Below are 18,627 nucleotides of genomic sequence, written 5' to 3'. Positions count from 1 at the left end.
CTAAAGGTCGAACCGCGCGAAGACCGGAACATGGTCCGAGGGCTGCTCCCAGCCCCTTACGTCGCGCAGGATGCGCGAGCCATGCGCGGCATTCGCGATATCGGGCGAGGCCCAGACGTGATCCAGACGGCGGCCCTTGTCGGCGGCGTTCCAGTCCGGGCTGCGATAGCTCCACCAGGAATAAAGCCGCCCCTCGGGGATGTCCTTGCGGGTCACGTCGACCCAGGCCCCCGCATCCTGCACCTGGGCCAGATGCTCGACCTCGACGGGCGTATGGCTCACGATCTTCAAGAGCGCCTTGTGGTTCCAGACGTCATCCTCGCGCGGCGCGATGTTCAGATCGCCGACAAGGATCGCGCGCTCGGGGCGGGCGGCATGGAAGGCGTCGCGCATGCCGGTCAGGAAATCGAGCTTCTGGCCGAATTTCACATTCACCTCGCGGTCGGGAATGTCGCCGCCGGCGGGCACATAGAAATTGTGGATGGTAACGCCGTTCTCCAGCCGCGCCGCGACATGGCGGGCATGGCCGAGACCGGCGTGATCGCTGTCGCCCGCATCCTCCAGCGGCAGTTTCGACAGGATCGCCACGCCGTTGTAGCCCTTTTGCCCGCGCGCGACCATGTAGCGGTAGCCAAGCGCGGCAAAACCCTCGGTCGGGAATTTCTCAAGCGGGGTCTTGATCTCTTGCAGGCACAGCACATCCGGCGCCTCGGCGGTCAGAAGCCGCGACACCAGCCCTTCGCGCAGGCGGACCGAATTGATGTTCCATGTTGCAAGGGTGAAGGGCATCCGTGGTCTCCTGTCCGGTATCGGCGGGCGGAGGTTATGGCGCAGAGACCCGGAAGCCAAGCCGACAAAAGATTGTCCGGGCGCGCGCAGGAAACCGCAGCGCACGACCCGGACAAAGGTCCAACAGGGAGGTCCGGTCAGTATGCCATGGAATACGTTCGGTGCGAATCCCCTTCTTCAATCTTCAATCGCGATCATGGCTTTTCGGTAACAACCGAAAGTTGCACAAGGCTCGCCAGATCAACAGGGATCCCCCGCACGCCAGGGCCGGACAAAAAAGACCGGGCGCAAGGCCCGGCCAGTTCCAACAGGGAGGTTGCCATGTCATGACCCCGACATGGCGAGGGGAGCCTTGGGTCGAAAATCCGGGGGCGCAAGGAAGGCTATCGGAACGAAGCCAGCGCCCCCGCCGGAACAATCCTGCCCGGAAGCCGTTGATAACCCCTGAATCGGGCGACAATACGGCGCGCGGGGATCAGGCGACCAGCTTGTAGCCGCCGCTCTCGGTCACCAGCAGCCGCGCATTCGAGGGATCGGGCTCGATCTTCTGGCGCAGCCGGTAGATATGGGTCTCGAGCGTATGGGTGGTCACCCCGGCGTTATAGCCCCAGACCTCATGCAAAAGCACATCGCGCGGCACGACCCCGGTCTGGGCCCGGTAAAGGAATTTCAGGATATTGGTTTCCTTTTCCGTCAGCCGGATCTTCTTTTCCTTCTCGTCCAGAAGCAGTTTCTGCGCCGGGCGGAAGCTGTAGGGGCCAAGCTGGAAGACCGCATCCTCGGATTGTTCATGGGTGCGAAGCTGGGCGCGGATCCGGGCCAGCAGCACGGGAAACTTGAAGGGCTTGGTCACATAATCGTTCGCGCCCGAATCAAGTCCCAGGATAGTGTCGCTGTCGGTGTCGTGGCCGGTCAGCATCATGATCGGGCATTTCACCCCGGACTTGCGCATCCGGCGGCACAATTCGCGCCCGTCGGTATCGGGCAGGCCCACGTCCAGGATCACCAGATCATGGATCGCCGCCTTGGCCTTTTCCATGCCCTCGGCGCCGGTGCGGGCCTCGAAGACGTCGAAATCCTCGGTCATCACCAGTTGCTCCGACAGCGCCTCGCGCAGGTCGTCGTCGTCGTCCACCAGAAGGATCTTGCGAAGCTGGGCCATGGGATCGGTCCTTTCGTTTTTCCGTGAGGAAGAGATGCGCGCGCCTCACGAATCGCGCAAGAACTGCGACAGCGCGGTCACGGGGTCGTGTCGCTCTCGCGGGAAATGTTTCAATCCTGTCATCGACGGGCTAGAGAATGGCGGGGTGAACCGCCCCTCGGGATATGCGCCATGACCTCTGATCCCCTCGGCCCCAATGTGATCGAACGGCTGGCCCGGGCGCGGGGGGACCTGCGCATGGGGGTGCCGGTGGTGCTGACCGGCGCGGGGACGGGCGCGCTTGCCATCGCGGTCGAGGCGCTGACACCCGAGCGGCTGGAGGGGTTCCGCAGGCTGGGCGCGCCGGAGCTGGCGCTGACCGCCTGGCGGGCCGAGACGCTGAAGGCGCGCGCCTATGACGGCGATCTGGCGCGGATCGCGGTGCCCGCCGGGGCGGATTGCGCCTGGCTGGCGGCGCTGGCCGATCCGGCCGACGATCTGCGGATGCCGATGAAGGGGCCGCTGCGCTCGATCCGCGAGGGCGGGGCCGACCTGCACCGCACCGCGATCCGGCTGGCGAAATCCGCCCATCTTCTGCCCGCCGCATTGCTGGTCCCGGTCGCGGATCCCTTGGTGCGGGCCGCGACCCACACCCTGACGCTGCTGCGCCAGGACGAGGTGGCGCCCGCGCTCGCCCAGCTTTCGGCGCTGGACGAGGTGGTGGCCGCGCGGCTGCCGATGGCGCTGGCCGGTGCCGGGCGGCTGCATGTCTTCCGCCCCGAGGATGGCGGCGAGGAGCACTACGCGATCGAGATCGGCCAGCCCGACCGCGCGGCGCCTGTGCTGGCCCGGCTGCATTCGGCCTGTTTTACCGGCGACGTCCTGGGCAGCCTGAAATGCGACTGCGGCCCGCAACTGCATGCCGCACTGGCGCAGATGGGCGCGGAGGGGGCCGGGGTGCTGCTCTATCTGAACCAGGAGGGGCGCGGCATCGGGCTGGCGAACAAGATGCGCGCCTATTCGTTGCAGGACCAGGGCTTCGACACCGTCGAGGCCAACCACCGCCTCGGCTTCGAGGATGACGAGCGCGATTTCCGCATCGGCGCCGCCATCCTGCGCGGCATGGGCTTTTCGCGGGTTCGCCTTCTGACCAACAATCCGCGCAAGGTGGACATGCTGGAAAGCTGCGGCCTTTCGGTGGTCGAGCGCGTGCCCCTGCAGGTCGGCAGGACCGCCGAGAATGCCGGTTACCTGGCGACCAAGGCCGCGAAATCCGGGCATCTGCTGTGAGCGCGGCCCCGCTGCGGCTGACCCGGAGCGGCCCGCGCCTGGGCCTGTTGCACGGGTTTGGCCGCCGGTTCACCTGCGCCCTGGGGCGCGGCGGGATCCGGGCCGACAAGCGCGAGGGCGATGGCGCCACCCCCGCCGCCGCGCTGCGGATCACCGGCGGGTTCTTCCGCGCCGACCGGATCGCGCCCGGGCGGGTGCCCGGCTGGCTGCGCCCGATCGGGCCGCGCGACCTGTGGTCGGACGACCCGGCGGATCCGGGCTACAACCGGCTTGTCCGCGCCCCGCACGGCTTTTCGCACGAACGGATGTTCCGCGCCGATCCGCTCTACGACCTCGTGCTGACGACCGACTGGAACGCCGCGCCCGCCGTGCCGGGGCGGGGATCGGCGATCTTCCTGCATATCCGCCGCGCGCCGGGCCATGCCACGGCGGGCTGCCTTGCGTTTTCGCGCGGGGATCTCCTTTGGATCATCGGCAGGATCGAGCCCGGCGCCCGGGTGATCCTGCCGGGGGCACAGGATCAGCGGCGGTAGTCGCGCGCGCCGAAGATCGCGCTGCCGACGCGGACATGGGTCGCGCCGTGAAGGATGGCGGTCTCGAAATCGCCGCTCATCCCCATCGACAGGCCAGAAAGCCCGTTGCGGGCCGCCAGATCGGCCAGCATGCGGAAATGCGGCGCGGGATGTTCATCCTCGGGCGGGATGCACATCAGCCCGACCACGGGCAGATCCATCATCCGGCAGGCGGCGACGAATTCATCGGTCTGCGCGGGGGCGATCCCGGCCTTCTGCGGCTCTTCGCCGGTGTTGACCTGGACGAAGACCTCGGGGCAACTGCCCTTGGCACCCGCCAGCCGCGCCAGCCGTTCGGCCAGCGAGGGGCGGTCGACGGTATGGATCGCGTCGAACAGATCCAGCGCGACCTTGGCCTTGTTGGTCTGCAGGGGGCCGATCATATGCAGCGCCACCCCGGGATAGCGCGCCTTCCAGGCGGGCCATTTCATCCCGGCCTCCTGGACGTAATTCTCGCCGAAAACGCGCTGGCCCTGGTCCAGCACCGCCTCGACCCGCTCTCCGGGCTGCACTTTCGACACCGCGATCAGGGTGACCGAACCCTCGGCCCGCCCGGCCTCTTTCTCGGCCCGGCGCATCCGCGCCAGCGTCTCTTCCAGCGCCATTTCGCGCCCCCGTCCAAAGCCCCCGATTCCCGGCCGGACCCTAGCCGCCCCGAGGGGAAAGGGAAAGGCGCGGCGCCGGAAGCCGCAGGCGAAACGCCCGAAATGAAAAGAGCGGGCACAAGGCCCGCTCTTTCCGGATTTCGCGTTCCGAAAGATCAGAACGAGAAGGTCAGGCCGATTTCCGAGATGGTGTCGGTGCCGTCTTTCTTGGCGATACCGCCGACGACCGAGGCACCGCCGCCCAGGTTGTAGGACGCACCCAGACCGTAGGCTTCGGTGTTGTCGTAGTTCAGGCCGTCTTGGAAATAAGCGGTGACGGTGGTCGCGTCGAAGGTGTAGTCGACCGACAGACCATAGGCGGTGTCGACATAGAGGTCGCCGTCCGCGATGATCGCCTTCACGCCGAAGTCGCCGAAGGTGGCGGCGGCCGACAGACCGTATTCTTCCACGCTGTCGAACGAAGCGTAGCCGAGGCCGAAGGTGTAGTCGCCGGTCGAGTAGCCCACACCGACCGAGTACTCGTCGCTGCCGGTTTGGCCAGCCGACGCGTAGAAGCTGAACGCGTCGATCGAGTAGCTGTACAGAACAGCGGTCTTGTCATGCTCGAAGTAGCTGACTTCGTTGTAATCGTTCAGGCCGATGTAGCCCACGCCCGACAGGTCGCCGACAGCGTTTTCGAACGCGGAGTCGACGTCGCCGAAGGTCAGGCGACCGAACGCACCCGACACCCAGATGGTGCCTTCGTCGTGCTCTTCGTTAGCGTCGTTGGAATCCTGGTCGGCACGAACCGAGGCGCCGAAGGCCAGGCCGGTGTCGGTTTCACCCGACAGCGAGAAGATCACACGGATACGGCTGCTGAATTCGTGATCGCCCGAATCAACGTTGTCGGTGATACCGAGGCGGCCGGTGCCCGAGACTTTGACGTCGGCGGCGGCGATGCCAGCGGTGGCGACCAGAACGGTGGTCGCGAGAAGAACCTTTTTCATGTTTCCCTCATTGATTAAGGTCGCCCGCCGCAGGGGAATCCACAGCAGGAATGCATTCTATTTCCACGCTGCGCCGCGCAAAGGCAATGTCAGGTTGTTCCTTGCCCGCATCGCCGCGAAAAATGGTGCATCAAAGCAACAGCCGCAGTTCGGGCGGATTTCCCGCCTCCGATCCGGGGCCGAGGATCCCGGGCCCGCCCCCGGATCCTCGGCCCCGCCGCGCGGTGGAAACGCCCCCGCGCGGGCGCAAGCGGGAAAACAGGCGGGAAAGTCCTTGGCACGCCCGGGTGCCTCGGCTAGACAGCAGGCAGATGTAACCCGCAAGGGGGTGGGCATGGCTTCGAATGTATTCGTCCGGTCGATGGTGGCTTCAGGGCTTTGCCTTGGGCTGGCGGCCTGCGGTGGTTCGGGCCTGTTCAACCGCGGCGGGTCCGACGGTGCCGTGACCGCCCGCGATCAGGCGGCCCGCCACAAGGCCGAGGCCGAGCGCGCCGCGCTTGCCACCGCAAGGGGCGACGACGGCGGAGACGGCTCGACCATCTGGGATATCTTCGGCAATTCGCCCGACCCGAACACCGCCGTCGAGGTCAACAAATATCTCTGGCAGGCCAGCCTTGAGATATTGAACTTCCTTCCGGTCGAAACCGTGGACCCGTTCACCGGCGTCATCGTCACCGGCTACGGCACGCCGCCGGGCGGCGGCCGGGCCTATCGCGCCACGGTCTATGTGCAGGATCCGGCGCTGGATGCGCGCAGCCTCAAGGTCGCGCTGCAGGCGCGCGGCGGCGGCACTGTCTCGGCCGAGACGCAGCGCGCGGTCGAGGATGCGATCCTGACCCGGGCCCGTCAGTTGCGCATCCGCGATTCCAAGCTCTGAGCAAGCTCTGAGGTCGGCCGCACGCGGCCGACAGGCGCAGGACCGTCAGCGCCGCGTCATGGCGATGCGGATCAGCGCGCGCTCCATCACCGCCATACCCGGCGCTTTGGTGGACGAACGCAGGCCGAGGTCGGTCTCGACCAGTTGCGCAACCGCCCCCTCCAGGCCCCGCATGCCCCAGCCCTGCACCTGGCGCTGCATCCGGTCGCGCCTTGGCCCGAAGACCCGCGCCTTCATCAGACCGGCTTGCACCCCGCCCGGATCCGAGGCCGCGACCTGAAGCGCCCGGAAATGCCGCAGCGCCTGGATACAGAGCGTGACCGGCAGGACCCCCTGCCCGTCGAGCCGCCGCACCAGGGGCCCGATCCGGCGCGAATCGCGCTCGGCCACGGCATGGAGCAGATCGTCGAGTTCGGCCTCGATCGTCGCCGGGGCGAGCGCGGCCACCTCGGCGGGCGACAGCGGCGTGGAATCGCCCCATTTGTAAAGCCCGATCCGCTCCAGCGTCTGGCGGAAATCGCCGGGATCCAGCGCCTTGGACAGCACGGTCAGATCCGCCATCGCCTCGGGCGCGATCCGCTCCAGCCCGGCGCGGCGCAGCTCGGCCTCGATCTCCTCGCGCGTGGGCGGGTCGTCGTAAAGCCCGACCGAGACCGCCGCGGGATGTTTCTCGAACAGGGTCTTGAGCGCGGATTTGCCCTGAAGCGCGCCCGCCGTGACCAGGATCACCGCATCCCCCGCCCGCCACTCCTTCAGGGCGGCGGCGACAGTCTCGGTCAGCCCATCGGTCGCATCCTCAAGAAAGGCCACCCGCTGGCCGGGAAAGAAGCCGATCTCGCGCACCGCATCCGACAGCAGCGAGGGCTGCTTGCGCAATTCCGCCGCCGGGATGCGCGACAGCCGCATCTCTTCCTCGCCCGAGGGGCCGATCAGCGCGGCCACCGCCTCTTGCCGCCTCATCGCGACCCGCATCGGATCGGTGCCGAAGATCAGAAGGCCCGGGCGTGCAGGATCGGGCCGCGCCAGATAGCGCGCCGCCTCGGCGCCGCGCATCAGCATGGCGCTTCAGCCCGCATCGAGATTGGCCAGATCGGCGATCAGCCGGGTCACGATCTCGTCGGCAAGGATCCGCATCAGCCGGTGGGCGGCGTCCTCCTCGGCCGAAAGCCCGGCCACGGTCGATCCGATCGCCGAATAGGCGGTGAAGCTGCGGACCGAGCCTTCAGTGATCCGCTCGCCCGAACCGGCGCGGGTCAGGACGTATTCGACGCTGCCGCGCAGGTTCTGGCGGGTGATCCGGTTGTCGGCGGTGATGCCGACGCCCACCCGCTCGGTCGCGATGCGATAGGTCAGATCGTAGCGGTGGTCCTCGGGCCGCCCCAGCCGTTCCTCGATACGCTCGACGAAATCGAACGCGTCCTTGGTGGTCGGATCGGCGGCGCGGACCCGGCCCATCAAAGAGGCCGCCGCCCCTCCCGGCGCATAGGCCGGGGAAAAGCCGCAGGCCGCCGCAGCCAGCGGCATCAGCAGCAAGAAGCGGCGATCAGGCAACCACATTGATGATCCGTCCCGGCACGACGATGATCTTCTTCACCGGCTGACCGGCAAGGAACCTGACCACATCCTCGTTCGCCAGCGCCAGTTTTTCAACCTGATCCTTCGGCAGATCCTTGGCCACGGTGATCTCGGCGCGCCGCTTGCCGTTGATCTGGATCGGCAGCGTCACGCTGTCGTCGACCAGAAGCGCGGGATCGGCCTTCGGCCAGGCGGCGGTGGCGCAAAGCCCCTCGCCGCCCTGGGCCTGCCAGATCGCCTCGGCCAGATGCGGGGTCATCGGCCCCATCAGCCGGGCAAGCACGCGCAAGGCCTCGCGCATCACCGGGGCCGAGCCATCGGCCTTCGAGATCGTGTTGGTGAAGCCGTAAAGCGCGGCGATGGCCTTGTTGAAGGCGAAACCCTCGATCCCCCGGGTGACCTCGTCGATCGCGCGGGCGGTGGCACGGCGCAGGTCGTCGTCTCCCAAGCCCTGATGATCTTCGGGCATCGCGCCCACGCGCACCGACAGCGCCCAGACCCGCGACAGATGCTTGAACGTGGCCTCGGCGCCCGAGGCGGTCCATTCCACGTCCCGCTCGGGCGGGCTGTCGGACATCACGAACCAGCGCGCGGTATCGGCGCCGAAGCGCGCGATGATATCCATCGGATCGACGACGTTCTTCTTCGATTTCGACATCTTGGCCGAGGGAATCACCTCGACCGGCGTGCCGTCCTTCAGCGTGGCGCCGCTGTCCTGGCGGATCACGTCCTCGGGCAGGTGATAGACCGGGCGGCCCCGGTCGTCGCGGGTCTGGTAGATCTCATGCGTGACCATGCCCTGGGTGAAAAGCGCGTCGAACGGCTCTACCGCCTTGGCGGGCAGGTGGCCGGTCGCATACATGGCCCGGGCGAAGAAGCGCGAATAAAGCAGGTGCAGGATCGCATGTTCGATCCCGCCGATATACTGGTCGACATTCATCCAGTAGCCGGTTTCGTCGGCCACCGTCGGCGTCGTCGCGCGCGGCGCGGTGAAGCGGGTGAAATACCAGGACGAATCGACGAAGGTATCCATCGTGTCGGTTTCGCGCCGCGCGGGCTTGCCGCAGGCCGGGCAGGTGGTCGCGGCCCAGGTCGGGTGCCGGTCCAGCGGATTGCCCGGCCGGTCGAAGCTGACGTCATAGGGCAGCTCGACCGGGAGGTTCTGCTTCCTTTCCGGCACCACGCCGCAATCGGCGCAATGGACGACCGGGATCGGACAACCCCAATAGCGCTGGCGCGAGATGCCCCAGTCGCGCAGGCGGAACTTGGTCACGCCTTGGCCGAAGCCCTTTTCCTCGGCCAGCGCGATGGCGTCCAGGATCGCCTGCTCCCCGGTCTTGACCTCGGCCCCGGCGGCATTGCGGAGATAGCGGACGGTTTCGGTCCTGGCGGGCACGAAGGGCGCGTCCAGCGCGGCCTCTTCGGCGCCTTCGGCGACGAAGACCGGCGGGATGGCCAGGCCGTATTTGGTGGCGAATTCGAAATCGCGGGCGTCATGGGCCGGGCAGCCGAAGATCGCGCCGGTGCCGTAATCCATCAGGATGAAATTGGCGATCCAGACCGGCAGTTCGACCTCCGGGTCCAGCGGGTGACGCACCCGCAGGCCGGTGTCGATCCCGACCTTCTCGGCGGTCTCCAGCTCTTCGGCGGTGGTGCCGCCCTTGCGACATTCGGCGACGAAGGCTGCGATCTTCGGATCACCAGCTTCAAGCGCCTTCGCCAGCGGATGATCGGCGGCGATGGCGGCGAAGCTCGCGCCCAGAAGCGTGTCGGGGCGGGTGGTATAGACCTCGATCCGCTCGAACCCCGCCGGGGCGTTGACGGTCTCGAAGGCGAATTGCAGCCCCTGCGACCTGCCGATCCAGTTGGCCTGCATCAGGCGCACCTTCTCGGGCCAGTCCTTCAGCCGGTCGAGCGCGTCGAGCAGATCCTCGGCGTAATCCGAGATCTTGAAGAACCATTGCGTCAGCTCGCGCCGCTCCACTGCCGCGCCTGAGCGCCAGCCCTTGCCGTCGATCACCTGCTCGTTGGCGAGCACGGTCATATCGACCGGATCCCAGTTCACCACCGCATTCTTGCGATAGACCAGGCCCGCCGCCAGCATGTCCAGGAACATCGCCTGCTGCTGGCCGTAATATTCAGGGTCGCAGGTGGCGAATTCGCGGCTCCAGTCGATCGACAGGCCCAGGGGCCTCATCTGCGCCTTCATGTCGGCGATATTGCCGTAGGTCCAGTCGCGCGGATGGCCGCCGCGCTCCATCGCGGCATTCTCGGCGGGCATGCCGAACGCGTCCCAGCCCATCGGATGCAGCACCGAAAACCCGCAAGAGGATTTGTAGCGCGCGACCACATCGCCCATCGTATAGTTGCGCACATGGCCCATGTGGATGCGCCCCGAAGGATAGGGGAACATCTCAAGGACGTAATATTTCGGCCGCTCGGGGTCGTGCCGTGCGGCGAAGACGCCCGCCTTGTCCCAGGCCTCCTGCCAGCGGGGTTCGATCACCGAGGGTTCATAGCGCGACATTTCGGGCGGTCTCCTGCTATCCAGCCCGCCGGAATTACCCCCCCGCGCGCCCGAGGTAAAGCGCCGCGCGCCGGGTCCGCGCCCGGCAGCCCGCGCCATCCGGCCCCATCCGACCCTTGCGCCGGGCCGCATCATGGCGCATGCCCCTGATCCATGGCCGAACAGATCCTGTTTCCCTTCCCGGACCCCCCGCCCGAAGGCACCGCCACAGAGGTCGCCTCCGGCATCCTGTGGCTGCGCCTACCGCTGCCGATGGCGCTCGACCACGTCAATGTCTATGCGCTGGAGGAGGACGACGGCTGGACGCTGGTCGACGGCGGCTTCCATTCGGGCCGCAGCGCCGCATTGTGGGAACGGCTTTTGGCCGGGCCGCTTGGCGGGCGCCCGGTGCGTCGCTTCATCGGCACCCACCATCACCCCGACCATATCGGCATGGCGGGCTGGTTCCAGGCCCGGGGCGCCGAACTGGTGATGACCCGCACCGCCTGGCTGACCGCGCGGATGCTGACGCTGGACATGCAGGACCGCCCCACGCCCGAGTCCCTGCGCTTCTGGCGCGAGGCAGGCCTGCCGCCCGAGCGGCTTGCGGCCCGGGCCGCCGAGCGCCCGTTCAATTTCGCCGATTGCGTCCATCCCCTGCCCGCCGGTTTCACCCGCATCCGCGAAGGCGACCGGATGCGGATCGGCGGGCGCGACTGGCAGATCCGCATCGGCCACGGCCATGCCCCCGCCCATGCCACCTTCTGGAGCGAGGAGATCGTCCTGGGCGGGGACCAGCTTCTGCCCGGCATCTCGGCCAATATCGGCGTCTATCCGACCGAGCCGGAGGCCGATCCCCTGGCCGAATGGCTGGAAAGCTGCGCCCGGCTGGCGCAGCACGCCCGACCCGGACAGCTTGTGCTTCCCGGCCACAAGCTGCCCTTCACCGGCCTGCCCTTCCGGCTGGCGCAGATGGCATCGAACCACCATGCCGCGCTTGAGCGGCTGCGCGCATGGATCGCCACCCCGCGCAGCGCCCATGGCTGTTTCCCCGCGCTCTTCCGCCGCGAGATCGGCCCCGCCGAAGAGGGGCTCGCCCTGGTCGAGGCGGTGGCGCATCTGAACCACCTGATGCGGCGAGGCGAGGCCCGGCGCCACATGGGCCCGGAGGGGGCCTGGCTCTGGCAGGCGGCGCAGGACGGCGGCGCGGCGGAACAATTCCTGCGCGGCCCCTAATTCCTGCTTGTCAGAGCGCAGCGCGCGCGTGACAGCGCAGGCTGAATCGGGTAACAGGCGAGAAGAACGCAGGAAACGGGAAACAGCACATGGCCGACCACGCCCAGGGCGAACACAAGCATGGTTCGATGGACATCCGCGAACATGAAAAGACCTTCGCGGGTTTCATCAAGTTCACGACCTGGACCACGGTCCTGATCTTTGTCGTGCTGGTCATCCTTGCTCTGGCGAACGCCTGAGAGACCGACGGGCGGACCCTGACATGCTGCGTATCCTGATCGCCTGCCTTGCGGCGCTTTTCCTGTCCGCCTGCGGGGCCGAGCGGGTCTGGGCCCCCGACGAACGGGTCGCCGCGGCCCGCTACGTCGCCGGGCCGCCGCCCTCGATCTCGCTGATCACGGTGATCAACGACCGCAGCGGCGCAGGCGCGCATTCGGGGCTTTTGATCAACGCCTCGCAACGGGTGCTGTTCGATCCGGCGGGCTCCTGGAAGCACCCCGACGTGCCCGAACGCAACGACCTGCATTACGGCATCACCGACCAGGTGCTGTATTTCTACCGCGACTATCACGCCCGCGACACCGAGGCCGAGAAGTTCCATGTCGTCGAGCAGACCCTGATCGTGACGCCGGAAATCGCCGAGACGGTGATGCGGCTGGCGATGGATTACGGCGCCGTGCCCAAGGCCTATTGCGCCAATTCGATCTCGAACATCCTGTCGGGCGTGCCGGGATTCGAGGCGATCTCGACCACGATGTTCCCCAAGCGCCTGCGGGCGGATTTCGCCACGATCCCCGGCGTGACGGAACAGATCTTCACCGAGGAAAACGACAATCCCGGCGTGGGCGGGCATAGCGTGGTCCTGGTCGACAGGCAGGGCAACCGCGTCAACTGAATCGGGGCCGACCGAATCGGGAAAGGCCCCGGATCGCGTGACCCGGATCGCCGGTGGGCGGGGAGGCATCCGAAAACCGTGCAGGATCCGGTCCCTTCAGAAACGACCGCCCTTCGAGGCCCCGGCCTGCGCCGGGGCTTCGACGAAGGCCAGCGCGCCGCCGCGGCCCGGCTTTACTGGGACGCCTTCGGCGACAAGCTGGGCGTCGTGCTCGGCCCCGAGCCGCGCGCCCTCGCACTCCTGCAACGCGTCCTTCGCCCGGACCACTGCTTCGCCTTTCAGGACGACAGGGGGCGGCTTGTGGGAATCGCCGGGTTCAAATCCCCCGAAGGCAGCTTCGCCGGGGGCCGCGCGGCGGATATGCGCGCGGTCTATGGCCCGATCGGCGCGGCCTGGCGCCTGGCGGTGCTGTGGCTTCTGTCGCGCGAGGTCGACAACCGCCGTTTCCTGGTCGACGGCATCGCGGTGGCCGAAAGCCATCGGGGGCACGGGGTCGGCACCGCCCTTCTCGACGCGCTATGCGACGAGGCACGCGGGCGCGGCTATGACGAGATCCGGCTGGAGGTGATCGACCGCAACAGCCGCGCCCGCGCGCTCTACGAACGCAAGGGCTTCACCGCCATTCGCATCGAAAAGCTGGGCGCGCTCGGCTGGATCTTCGGCTTCGCCTCGGCGACGGTGATGGTCCGGCCGCTGCAGGGCCTCGAAAGCTAATCGAAGACGCCCGTCACCCGGCCGAACAGCATGAAGGCCCGGGCCGTGCGGGTATCGGCCAGCGCCACCAGCTCGGCGTCCGAGGCGTTGCGCTCGAAGGCCTGGAACACCCGGTCGAAGGTGCGCAGGAAATGGTGCGCCGCGTCGCGGAAGATCGTATCCTCGCGCATCCGGGCCGCCGTCAGCGCCAGGGACGAACGATCGCGGATCGCGCCGACCGGGGCGATGGCGCGCCCGCGCTCGCCTGCGGCGAACTGGCGCCAGGGCTCGGGCCGGGCCATCTCGGGGCGAAGGTCGTCCATGTAGATGCCCTCCTGGCTCAGCAGGGTCAGCACATCCTGCGCCGCCCGGATCAGCCGCGCCACATCACGATCCTCAAGCGCCAGGCGCAGGGCGCGGAAGCCTTCCTTGTCCTCGGGGCTTTCGGGAAATTGCAGCGCGCGGATGAAATCGGCGACCGACAGCGGCGGGCGCAGGGCCTCGGCCGGGGTGCCAAGCGCAAGGCCCGGCTGTTCCGCCCCCGGATCGGGGCGCGGCGGCGCCAGCGCCGCCTTGCGGTCGGCCGAGGGCACCGAAAGCACCGAATCGCGGCGCGAGGTGAAGGTCGCCAGCACCGTCCCGGCCTGTTTCGTCACCTCGGCGATCTCGTCGATCTTCCGTTCCATCGAAGGCGCGATCTGCACGGATTGCATCTGCGCCGAAGCCTGGACATAGGACGCCCGCATCGCATCCACCGTTGCCTGAAGCCGCGCCGCCTCGGCCCGCAATTCGCGCACCGAGCGCAGCGTGATCACCGCCGCCCAGATCAGGACCAGCGGCAGGAAGACGATCAGAAGCGTCATCACCAGCCCCAGGGTCTGGATATCGTCCCCGGGGGGCGAGGCCATGATATAGGACAGCACCGACACCAGCCAGACCACGCTGAGCAGCGCGGCGACGATCTCTGTCACGCGCCCGACCGAGCCGACTTTCGCCGGTCCGGTCGCAGGCTGGTGTTCCGGCGGGCGCGGCATGGCTTCGGCCCTTTCAGAGATAGCGGACCGCGAGGATCTCATAGCTGCGCCGACCGCCGGGGGTGGCGACCTCGACGCTGTCGCCCTCTTCCTTGCCGATCAGCGCGCGCGCCAGCGGAGAGCGCATGTTCAGCAGGCCCGCCTCGATATTGGCCTCGACCTCGCCCACGATCTGGTAGGTCTTTTCCTCGTCGCTGTCCTCGTCGACCAGGGTGACGGTGGCGCCGAACTTGACCGCGCCCGAAAGCTTGGCGGTGTCGATCACCTCGGACAGGGACAGGATGCCCTCAAGCTCCTTGATGCGGCCTTCTATGAAACCCTGTTTTTCGCGCGCGGCGTGATATTCGGCATTTTCCGACAGATCGCCAAGCGCGCGGGCCTCGGCAATCTCATGGATGATCGCGGGCCGCTCCTCCATCTTCAACTGCTTCAGTTCCGCGTCCAGCCGGTCGTAGCCGCCCCGGGTCATCGGGATCTTGTCCATGGGTCTTGCCGATCACTCAAAATAAGAAGCCACGGGTCCGCATCCGGCCCCATGACTTCATGCCTCCATCACGGCCAACCTCACCCCAACGGCAGGAAAAAAGCAAGGGGCCTCGGGATCGCGGGGGGGCCGCCGCCGCCCTGGCGACGGTTACCCGCCGCGGGCCTGAGAAACTGGCAAGAAAATTGCTGCGATTCGGCATGGGCCGACGATGATGTTGCGTCATGGTTGACCTCGCCCCGACCATCGGGCAAGCACTTGGTGCCCCAGCCCAGGTGGCCAGCGCCGCCGCCAAGGACACGAGAGAGGACCGCCATGACCGAGACCGACCGGGAGTCGATGGAATATGACGTTGTGATCGTCGGGGCGGGGCCTTCGGGCCTGTCGGCGGCGATCCGGCTGAAGCAGCTCGACCCGGAACTGAGCGTGGTGGTGCTGGAAAAGGGCTCGGAGGTCGGCGCCCATATCCTTTCGGGTGCGGTGCTGGACCCTTCGGGGTTGGACGCGCTTCTGCCCGGCTGGCGCGAGATGGAAAGCCCGGTCAAGGTGCCGGTGGTCGAGGACAATTTCTACATCCTCGGCCCGGCGGGCAGGATCCGGGTGCCGAATTTCCCGATGCCGCCGCTGATGAACAACCACGGCAATTTCATCGTCTCGATGGCCAATGTCTGCCGCTGGATGGCCGAGATCGCCGAGGGGCTGGGGGTCGAGATCTTTCCCGGCATGGCCTGTTCGGCGCTGGTCTATGAGGGCGACCGCGTGGCCGGTGTCGTCGCCGGGGAATTCGGGCTCGACCCCGAGACCGGCGCCCCGGGCCCGGATTACGAGCCGGGGATGGAGCTTCTGGGCAAATACGTCTTCCTGTCGGAAGGCGTGCGCGGCAGCCTCGCCAAGGAGGTGATCGCGAAATACGACTTGTCCGCAGGCCATTGCCCGCAGAAATTCGGCCTGGGCATGAAAGAGATCTGGGAGATCGACCCCGCCAAGCACCGCGAAGGAAGCGTGACCCATACGATGGGCTGGCCGCTGGGGGGCAATGCGGGTGGCGGCTCCTTCATCTACCACCTTGAAAACAATCAGGTCTATATCGGATTCGTCGTTCACCTGAACTACCGCAACCCCCATCTTTATCCCTATATGGAGTTCCAGCGCTTCAAGCATCACCCGATGGTGGCCGAACTGCTGAAGGGTGGCAAGCGCGTGGCCTATGGCGCGCGGGCGATCTCCGAGGGCGGCTGGCAGTCGATCCCGAAACTGACCTTCCCCGGCGGCGTGCTGCTGGGCTGTTCGGCGGGGCTGGTGAACGTGCCGCGCATCAAGGGCAACCATAATGCGATGCTGTCGGGCAAGGCCGCCGCCGAGGCCGCCCATGCCGCCATCGCCGCAGGGCGCGCGGGCGACGAGTTGACCGATTACGAGACCACGCTGCGCTCGGGTCCGGTGGGCAAGGACCTGAAGCGGGTGCGCAACATGAAGCCGATCTGGTCGAAATGGGGCCTGACCGCCAGCCTGGTGCTGGGGGGGATGGACCTGTGGACCAACACCTTCGGCTTTTCCTTCCTCGGCACGCTCAAACACGGAAAATCCGATGCCGCAGCAACCGGCAAGGCCAAGGATTTCAAGAAGATCGACTATCCCCGCCCGGATGGCGTGCTCAGCTTCGACCGGCTGACCAACGTGGCCTACAGCTTCACCAACCACGACGAGCACCAGCCCGCGCATCTGAAGCTGAAAGATCCCTCGATCCCGATCGCGGTGAACCTGCCCGAATATGACGAACCGGCGCAACGCTATTGCCCGGCGGGCGTCTATGAGGTCCTGGGCGAGGGCGCGACGGCCGAGTTCAGGATCAACTTCCAGAACTGCGTCCATTGCAAGACCTGCGACATCAAGGACCCCACACAGAACATCAACTGGACAACGCCTATGGGCGGCGGCGGGCCCAACTATCCAAATATGTAGGCCAGTCCCGCCGCGAACTCAGGGCAGGATCCTGCCCGGGTTGAACAGATCCTCGGGGTCGAGCGCGGATTTGATCCGCCGCATCACCGCCAGCGCCGGGCCATGTTTGGCGACAAGATACTTGCGCTTGCCGAGGCCGACGCCATGCTGTCCGGCGCAGGTGCCCTCGACCGACAGCGCCTTTTCCACCAGGCGGCATTGATCGCGGCCACTTCGGCCTGCACCTTGTCCGCGATGCAGATCCGCGCCACCTCGGCCACCTCCTCGGTGGTCAGGGGCCCAGACCACGGCCTGCTGCGGCGCGTGGTGCGTTTCGTTTCCGGCATGGTGGTCGTGATCGGTCTGCCGGGGGGAGAATCTGTCGCCCAGAAGCGCCTGCAGCGCGGCAGAGGTTTCAGAGGGCAGGCTCGCCATGTCGGATCTCCGGTGGGGGCCCGGGGCGGAAGCTGGCATGGGCCGGGCGAACCAGGCCTCGAAGGCGCCCGGCGTTCGGCCTCGCCCAGCACACGGTAGAGCCAGGAGTTTTCGGTCAGATAGGCGAAGACGCTGCGGAAGGCATGGCCTTCGCGCGTGAAGAAGTTGCGTTCGCGCAGGGTTTCGTGGCGCAGGTGGTCCGCCGCGCGATTGGCCATGAAGGGCGGAAGCTCGTCGAAAAGCGCCTGGCGCGAGGGGAAATACAGATAGAAGGTACTCTGCGCGACCCCGGCAAGCTCGGTGATCCGCGCGATGGTGGCCCCGGCATAGCCGTGCTGGCCGACGGCCTCCATCGTCGCCAGCATGAGTCCGTCGCGCATGCCCGCATTGTGCATTCGCCGTCCGCTCGCCTCGGTCATCGCGCCCCTTCGCCGCCGTCTCGCCACCCCATGGCCCGGCGGCGCCCGAGTCTCTCGCGCCACCGCCCTTGTTGGGATCAGCACCAGGCGCCGCCGCCTGTCAAACCAGTTTTCCCGCGCCACCCGCAGCCCCGCCGCGATACGGTTGAAGGTGCCCCCCGTCACCCCCGCCGGCGCGATCGATCCGCCGCAGAGAAGCATCGCACAGACCCGCGCGGCTTGCTCGGGAAACAGCGGCCCCGGCCGGTGACGAATTGCGAGGTCTCGGCTGTCGAAAACGCCTGGTGCTGGACATGGCTCAACATCACCGTCTGGGCCGGAGCGGCGGCGCTTCTGTTCAGGATCGGGCCGGGACTGAACGTCGCACCGCTCCAGGGCATCTGGCAGGATGGCACCTCCCGTCCTGTCGGCCGAGCGGATACTGGTCGTCTTCGCCTCTCGGAACCCGCGCCATTGCCCGGCCGGAGCCGCTGACCGGGGATTTGCCGGGCCGGGCCCGGTGACCACAATCCCGATGCTGCCGCCCCTGACCTTCCATGTCCCGGATCGTGCCGACCGTGGTCCATCACGGCGCGGGCGAGAGGTGGCGTTTCGCGGGGACTGATCCCCCGGCGGGGAAAAGCCGGGCGCGTCCGACCCGCCGCCAAGAAAGCTTCTTGTTTCCCCCGCTATTTGAACCCGGCAGGCACGAAGACTGCGGCCGCAACCACGGCCAGGACAGATATGGGCAGGATCACATCACTTGAGGTCGCGCGCCTTGCGGGGGTTTTCAGCTCGGCGGTGTCGCGCAGCTTTACCGAAGGCGTCTCGATCGCGCCCGAGACGCGGGCGCGGGTGATCGCCGCCGCCAGCACGCTGAGCTACCGGGTCAACATGGTTGCGCGCGGGCTGAAGGACCAGCGCACCCGGATCGTCGGACTGGTGGCCTCGGATCTGGAGCATTCGCTGCGCTCGACGCTGATCGAGCGGCTGGCCCGCCTATGACCTGACCACCATCCGCCAGAGCGTGCCGGATCTGGCGGCGATGGCGGTGCGCGCGCTGTGCCTGCGGCTCGACCAGCCCGAAAGCCCGGCAAGCTGCGAGATCTCTCCCGTCACCCTGGTCCGGCGCGCCAGCACCCTGAAACGGAAGGACAGCCGATGACCCCC

19 protein-coding genes and 1 pseudogene are annotated in these 18,627 nt (G+C 67.3%); 9 read left to right on the top strand and 11 right to left on the bottom strand.

Going from position 1 to position 18,627, the window contains the following annotated elements; translation table 11 throughout:
• Complete coding sequence (locus ABNX41_RS02250) at positions 1-789, bottom strand: exodeoxyribonuclease III (protein ID WP_438668090.1); 789 nt, start codon at positions 787-789, stop codon at positions 1-3.
• 475 nt (positions 790-1,264) lie between these two features.
• A complete protein-coding gene (locus tag ABNX41_RS02245) occupies positions 1,265-1,951 on the bottom strand; it encodes a response regulator transcription factor (protein ID WP_438668089.1) in 687 nt (228 codons plus the stop codon).
• Between the two features lie 171 nt (positions 1,952-2,122).
• Between ABNX41_RS02245 and ribA the strand changes: the two genes are divergently transcribed.
• Together ribA and ABNX41_RS02235 are read left to right on the top strand one after the other, a co-directional pair.
• Positions 2,123-3,220, top strand: a complete 1,098-nt coding sequence (ribA, locus tag ABNX41_RS02240; protein ID WP_438668088.1) for a GTP cyclohydrolase II — start codon at positions 2,123-2,125, stop codon at positions 3,218-3,220.
• On the top strand, positions 3,217-3,753 hold the full coding sequence (locus tag ABNX41_RS02235) for a L,D-transpeptidase family protein (protein ID WP_438668087.1): 537 nt from the start codon (positions 3,217-3,219) through the stop codon (positions 3,751-3,753). The genes ribA and ABNX41_RS02235 overlap by 4 nt, the downstream gene beginning before the upstream one ends.
• Here the strand turns inward: ABNX41_RS02235 and ABNX41_RS02230 are convergent.
• Both ABNX41_RS02230 and ABNX41_RS02225 read right to left on the bottom strand, forming a co-directional pair.
• Entirely contained in the window at positions 3,741-4,397 is a 657-nt protein-coding gene (locus tag ABNX41_RS02230; RefSeq protein ID WP_438668086.1) for a YggS family pyridoxal phosphate-dependent enzyme, read from the bottom strand. The genes ABNX41_RS02235 and ABNX41_RS02230 overlap by 13 nt on opposite strands.
• 155 nt (positions 4,398-4,552) lie before the next feature.
• Positions 4,553-5,383 (bottom strand): porin, encoded by an 831-nt coding sequence (locus ABNX41_RS02225; protein ID WP_438668085.1) that lies wholly within the window; start codon positions 5,381-5,383, stop codon positions 4,553-4,555.
• A gap of 334 nt (positions 5,384-5,717) precedes the next feature.
• Here ABNX41_RS02225 and ABNX41_RS02220 point away from each other — a divergent pair, with 334 nt between their 5' ends.
• Positions 5,718-6,260, top strand: a complete 543-nt coding sequence (locus ABNX41_RS02220) for a DUF3576 domain-containing protein (protein ID WP_438668084.1) — start codon at positions 5,718-5,720, stop codon at positions 6,258-6,260.
• A 45-nt stretch (positions 6,261-6,305) separates the two neighbouring features.
• Here the strand turns inward: ABNX41_RS02220 and holA are convergent, their stop codons facing one another.
• Genes holA through leuS form a run of 3 tightly spaced genes read right to left on the bottom strand, consistent with a single transcriptional unit; the run spans position 6,306 to position 10,362 of the window.
• Complete coding sequence (gene holA, locus ABNX41_RS02215; protein ID WP_438668083.1) at positions 6,306-7,319, bottom strand: DNA polymerase III subunit delta; 1,014 nt, start codon at positions 7,317-7,319, stop codon at positions 6,306-6,308.
• A gap of 6 nt (positions 7,320-7,325) precedes the next feature.
• Positions 7,326-7,817 carry an LPS assembly lipoprotein LptE gene (gene lptE, locus ABNX41_RS02210; protein ID WP_438668082.1) on the bottom strand — a complete coding sequence of 164 codons (492 nt, stop codon included), beginning with the start codon at positions 7,815-7,817 and terminating at the stop codon, positions 7,326-7,328.
• Complete coding sequence (leuS, locus tag ABNX41_RS02205; protein WP_438668081.1) at positions 7,804-10,362, bottom strand: leucine--tRNA ligase; 2,559 nt, start codon at positions 10,360-10,362, stop codon at positions 7,804-7,806. Before leuS ends, lptE begins: the two co-directional genes overlap by 14 nt.
• A gap of 153 nt (positions 10,363-10,515) precedes the next feature.
• Between leuS and ABNX41_RS02200 the strand changes: the two genes are divergently transcribed.
• The 4 genes from ABNX41_RS02200 to ABNX41_RS02185 all read left to right on the top strand — a co-directional run bounded on the left by ABNX41_RS02200 (position 10,516) and on the right by ABNX41_RS02185 (position 13,186).
• Positions 10,516-11,577 (top strand): MBL fold metallo-hydrolase, encoded by a 1,062-nt coding sequence (locus tag ABNX41_RS02200; protein ID WP_438668080.1) that lies wholly within the window; start codon positions 10,516-10,518, stop codon positions 11,575-11,577.
• 89 nt (positions 11,578-11,666) lie between these two features.
• Positions 11,667-11,816: an aa3-type cytochrome c oxidase subunit IV gene (locus ABNX41_RS02195; protein WP_438668079.1), complete on the top strand. Its 150-nt coding sequence runs from the start codon at positions 11,667-11,669 to the stop codon at positions 11,814-11,816.
• A gap of 23 nt (positions 11,817-11,839) precedes the next feature.
• A complete protein-coding gene (locus ABNX41_RS02190; protein ID WP_438668078.1) occupies positions 11,840-12,472 on the top strand; it encodes a hypothetical protein in 633 nt (210 codons plus the stop codon).
• Positions 12,473-12,550: 78 nt separating this feature from the next.
• Positions 12,551-13,186 (top strand): GNAT family N-acetyltransferase, encoded by a 636-nt coding sequence (locus tag ABNX41_RS02185; protein WP_438668077.1) that lies wholly within the window; start codon positions 12,551-12,553, stop codon positions 13,184-13,186.
• Here ABNX41_RS02185 and ABNX41_RS02180 read toward each other — a convergent pair.
• Positions 13,183-14,199, bottom strand: a complete 1,017-nt coding sequence (locus ABNX41_RS02180; RefSeq protein ID WP_438668076.1) for a hypothetical protein — start codon at positions 14,197-14,199, stop codon at positions 13,183-13,185. The two genes, ABNX41_RS02185 and ABNX41_RS02180, sit on opposite strands and share 4 nt — an antisense overlap.
• 13 nt (positions 14,200-14,212) lie before the next feature.
• Positions 14,213-14,683, bottom strand: coding sequence for a transcription elongation factor GreA (gene greA, locus ABNX41_RS02175; protein WP_438668075.1), 471 nt, complete (start codon positions 14,681-14,683; stop codon positions 14,213-14,215).
• Between the two features lie 315 nt (positions 14,684-14,998).
• Here greA and ABNX41_RS02170 point away from each other — a divergent pair, with 315 nt between their 5' ends.
• A complete protein-coding gene (locus ABNX41_RS02170; protein WP_438668074.1) occupies positions 14,999-16,645 on the top strand; it encodes an electron transfer flavoprotein-ubiquinone oxidoreductase in 1,647 nt (548 codons plus the stop codon).
• Positions 16,646-16,663: 18 nt separating this feature from the next.
• Here the strand turns inward: ABNX41_RS02170 and ABNX41_RS02165 are convergent, their stop codons facing one another.
• Together ABNX41_RS02165 and ABNX41_RS02160 are read right to left on the bottom strand one after the other, a co-directional pair.
• Positions 16,664-17,059 carry an FAD-linked oxidase C-terminal domain-containing protein gene (locus ABNX41_RS02165; protein WP_438668240.1) on the bottom strand — a complete coding sequence of 132 codons (396 nt, stop codon included), beginning with the start codon at positions 17,057-17,059 and terminating at the stop codon, positions 16,664-16,666.
• 239 nt (positions 17,060-17,298) lie between these two features.
• Positions 17,299-17,412 (bottom strand): annotated as a pseudogene (locus ABNX41_RS02160) (TetR/AcrR family transcriptional regulator); the annotation flags it as partial.
• Between the two features lie 789 nt (positions 17,413-18,201).
• On the opposite strand from ABNX41_RS02160, the gene ABNX41_RS02155 reads away from it, so the two are divergent.
• Positions 18,202-18,462, top strand: coding sequence for a LacI family DNA-binding transcriptional regulator (locus ABNX41_RS02155; RefSeq protein ID WP_438668073.1), 261 nt, complete (start codon positions 18,202-18,204; stop codon positions 18,460-18,462).
• The last annotated feature ends 165 nt before the right edge of the window (positions 18,463-18,627 follow it).

The organism is Pseudogemmobacter sonorensis (assembly GCF_042762395.1).
GTDB classification, from domain to species: Bacteria; Pseudomonadota; Alphaproteobacteria; order Rhodobacterales; family Rhodobacteraceae; genus Pseudogemmobacter; species Pseudogemmobacter sonorensis.
This window is presented reverse-complemented; position numbering and strand designations above follow the sequence as displayed.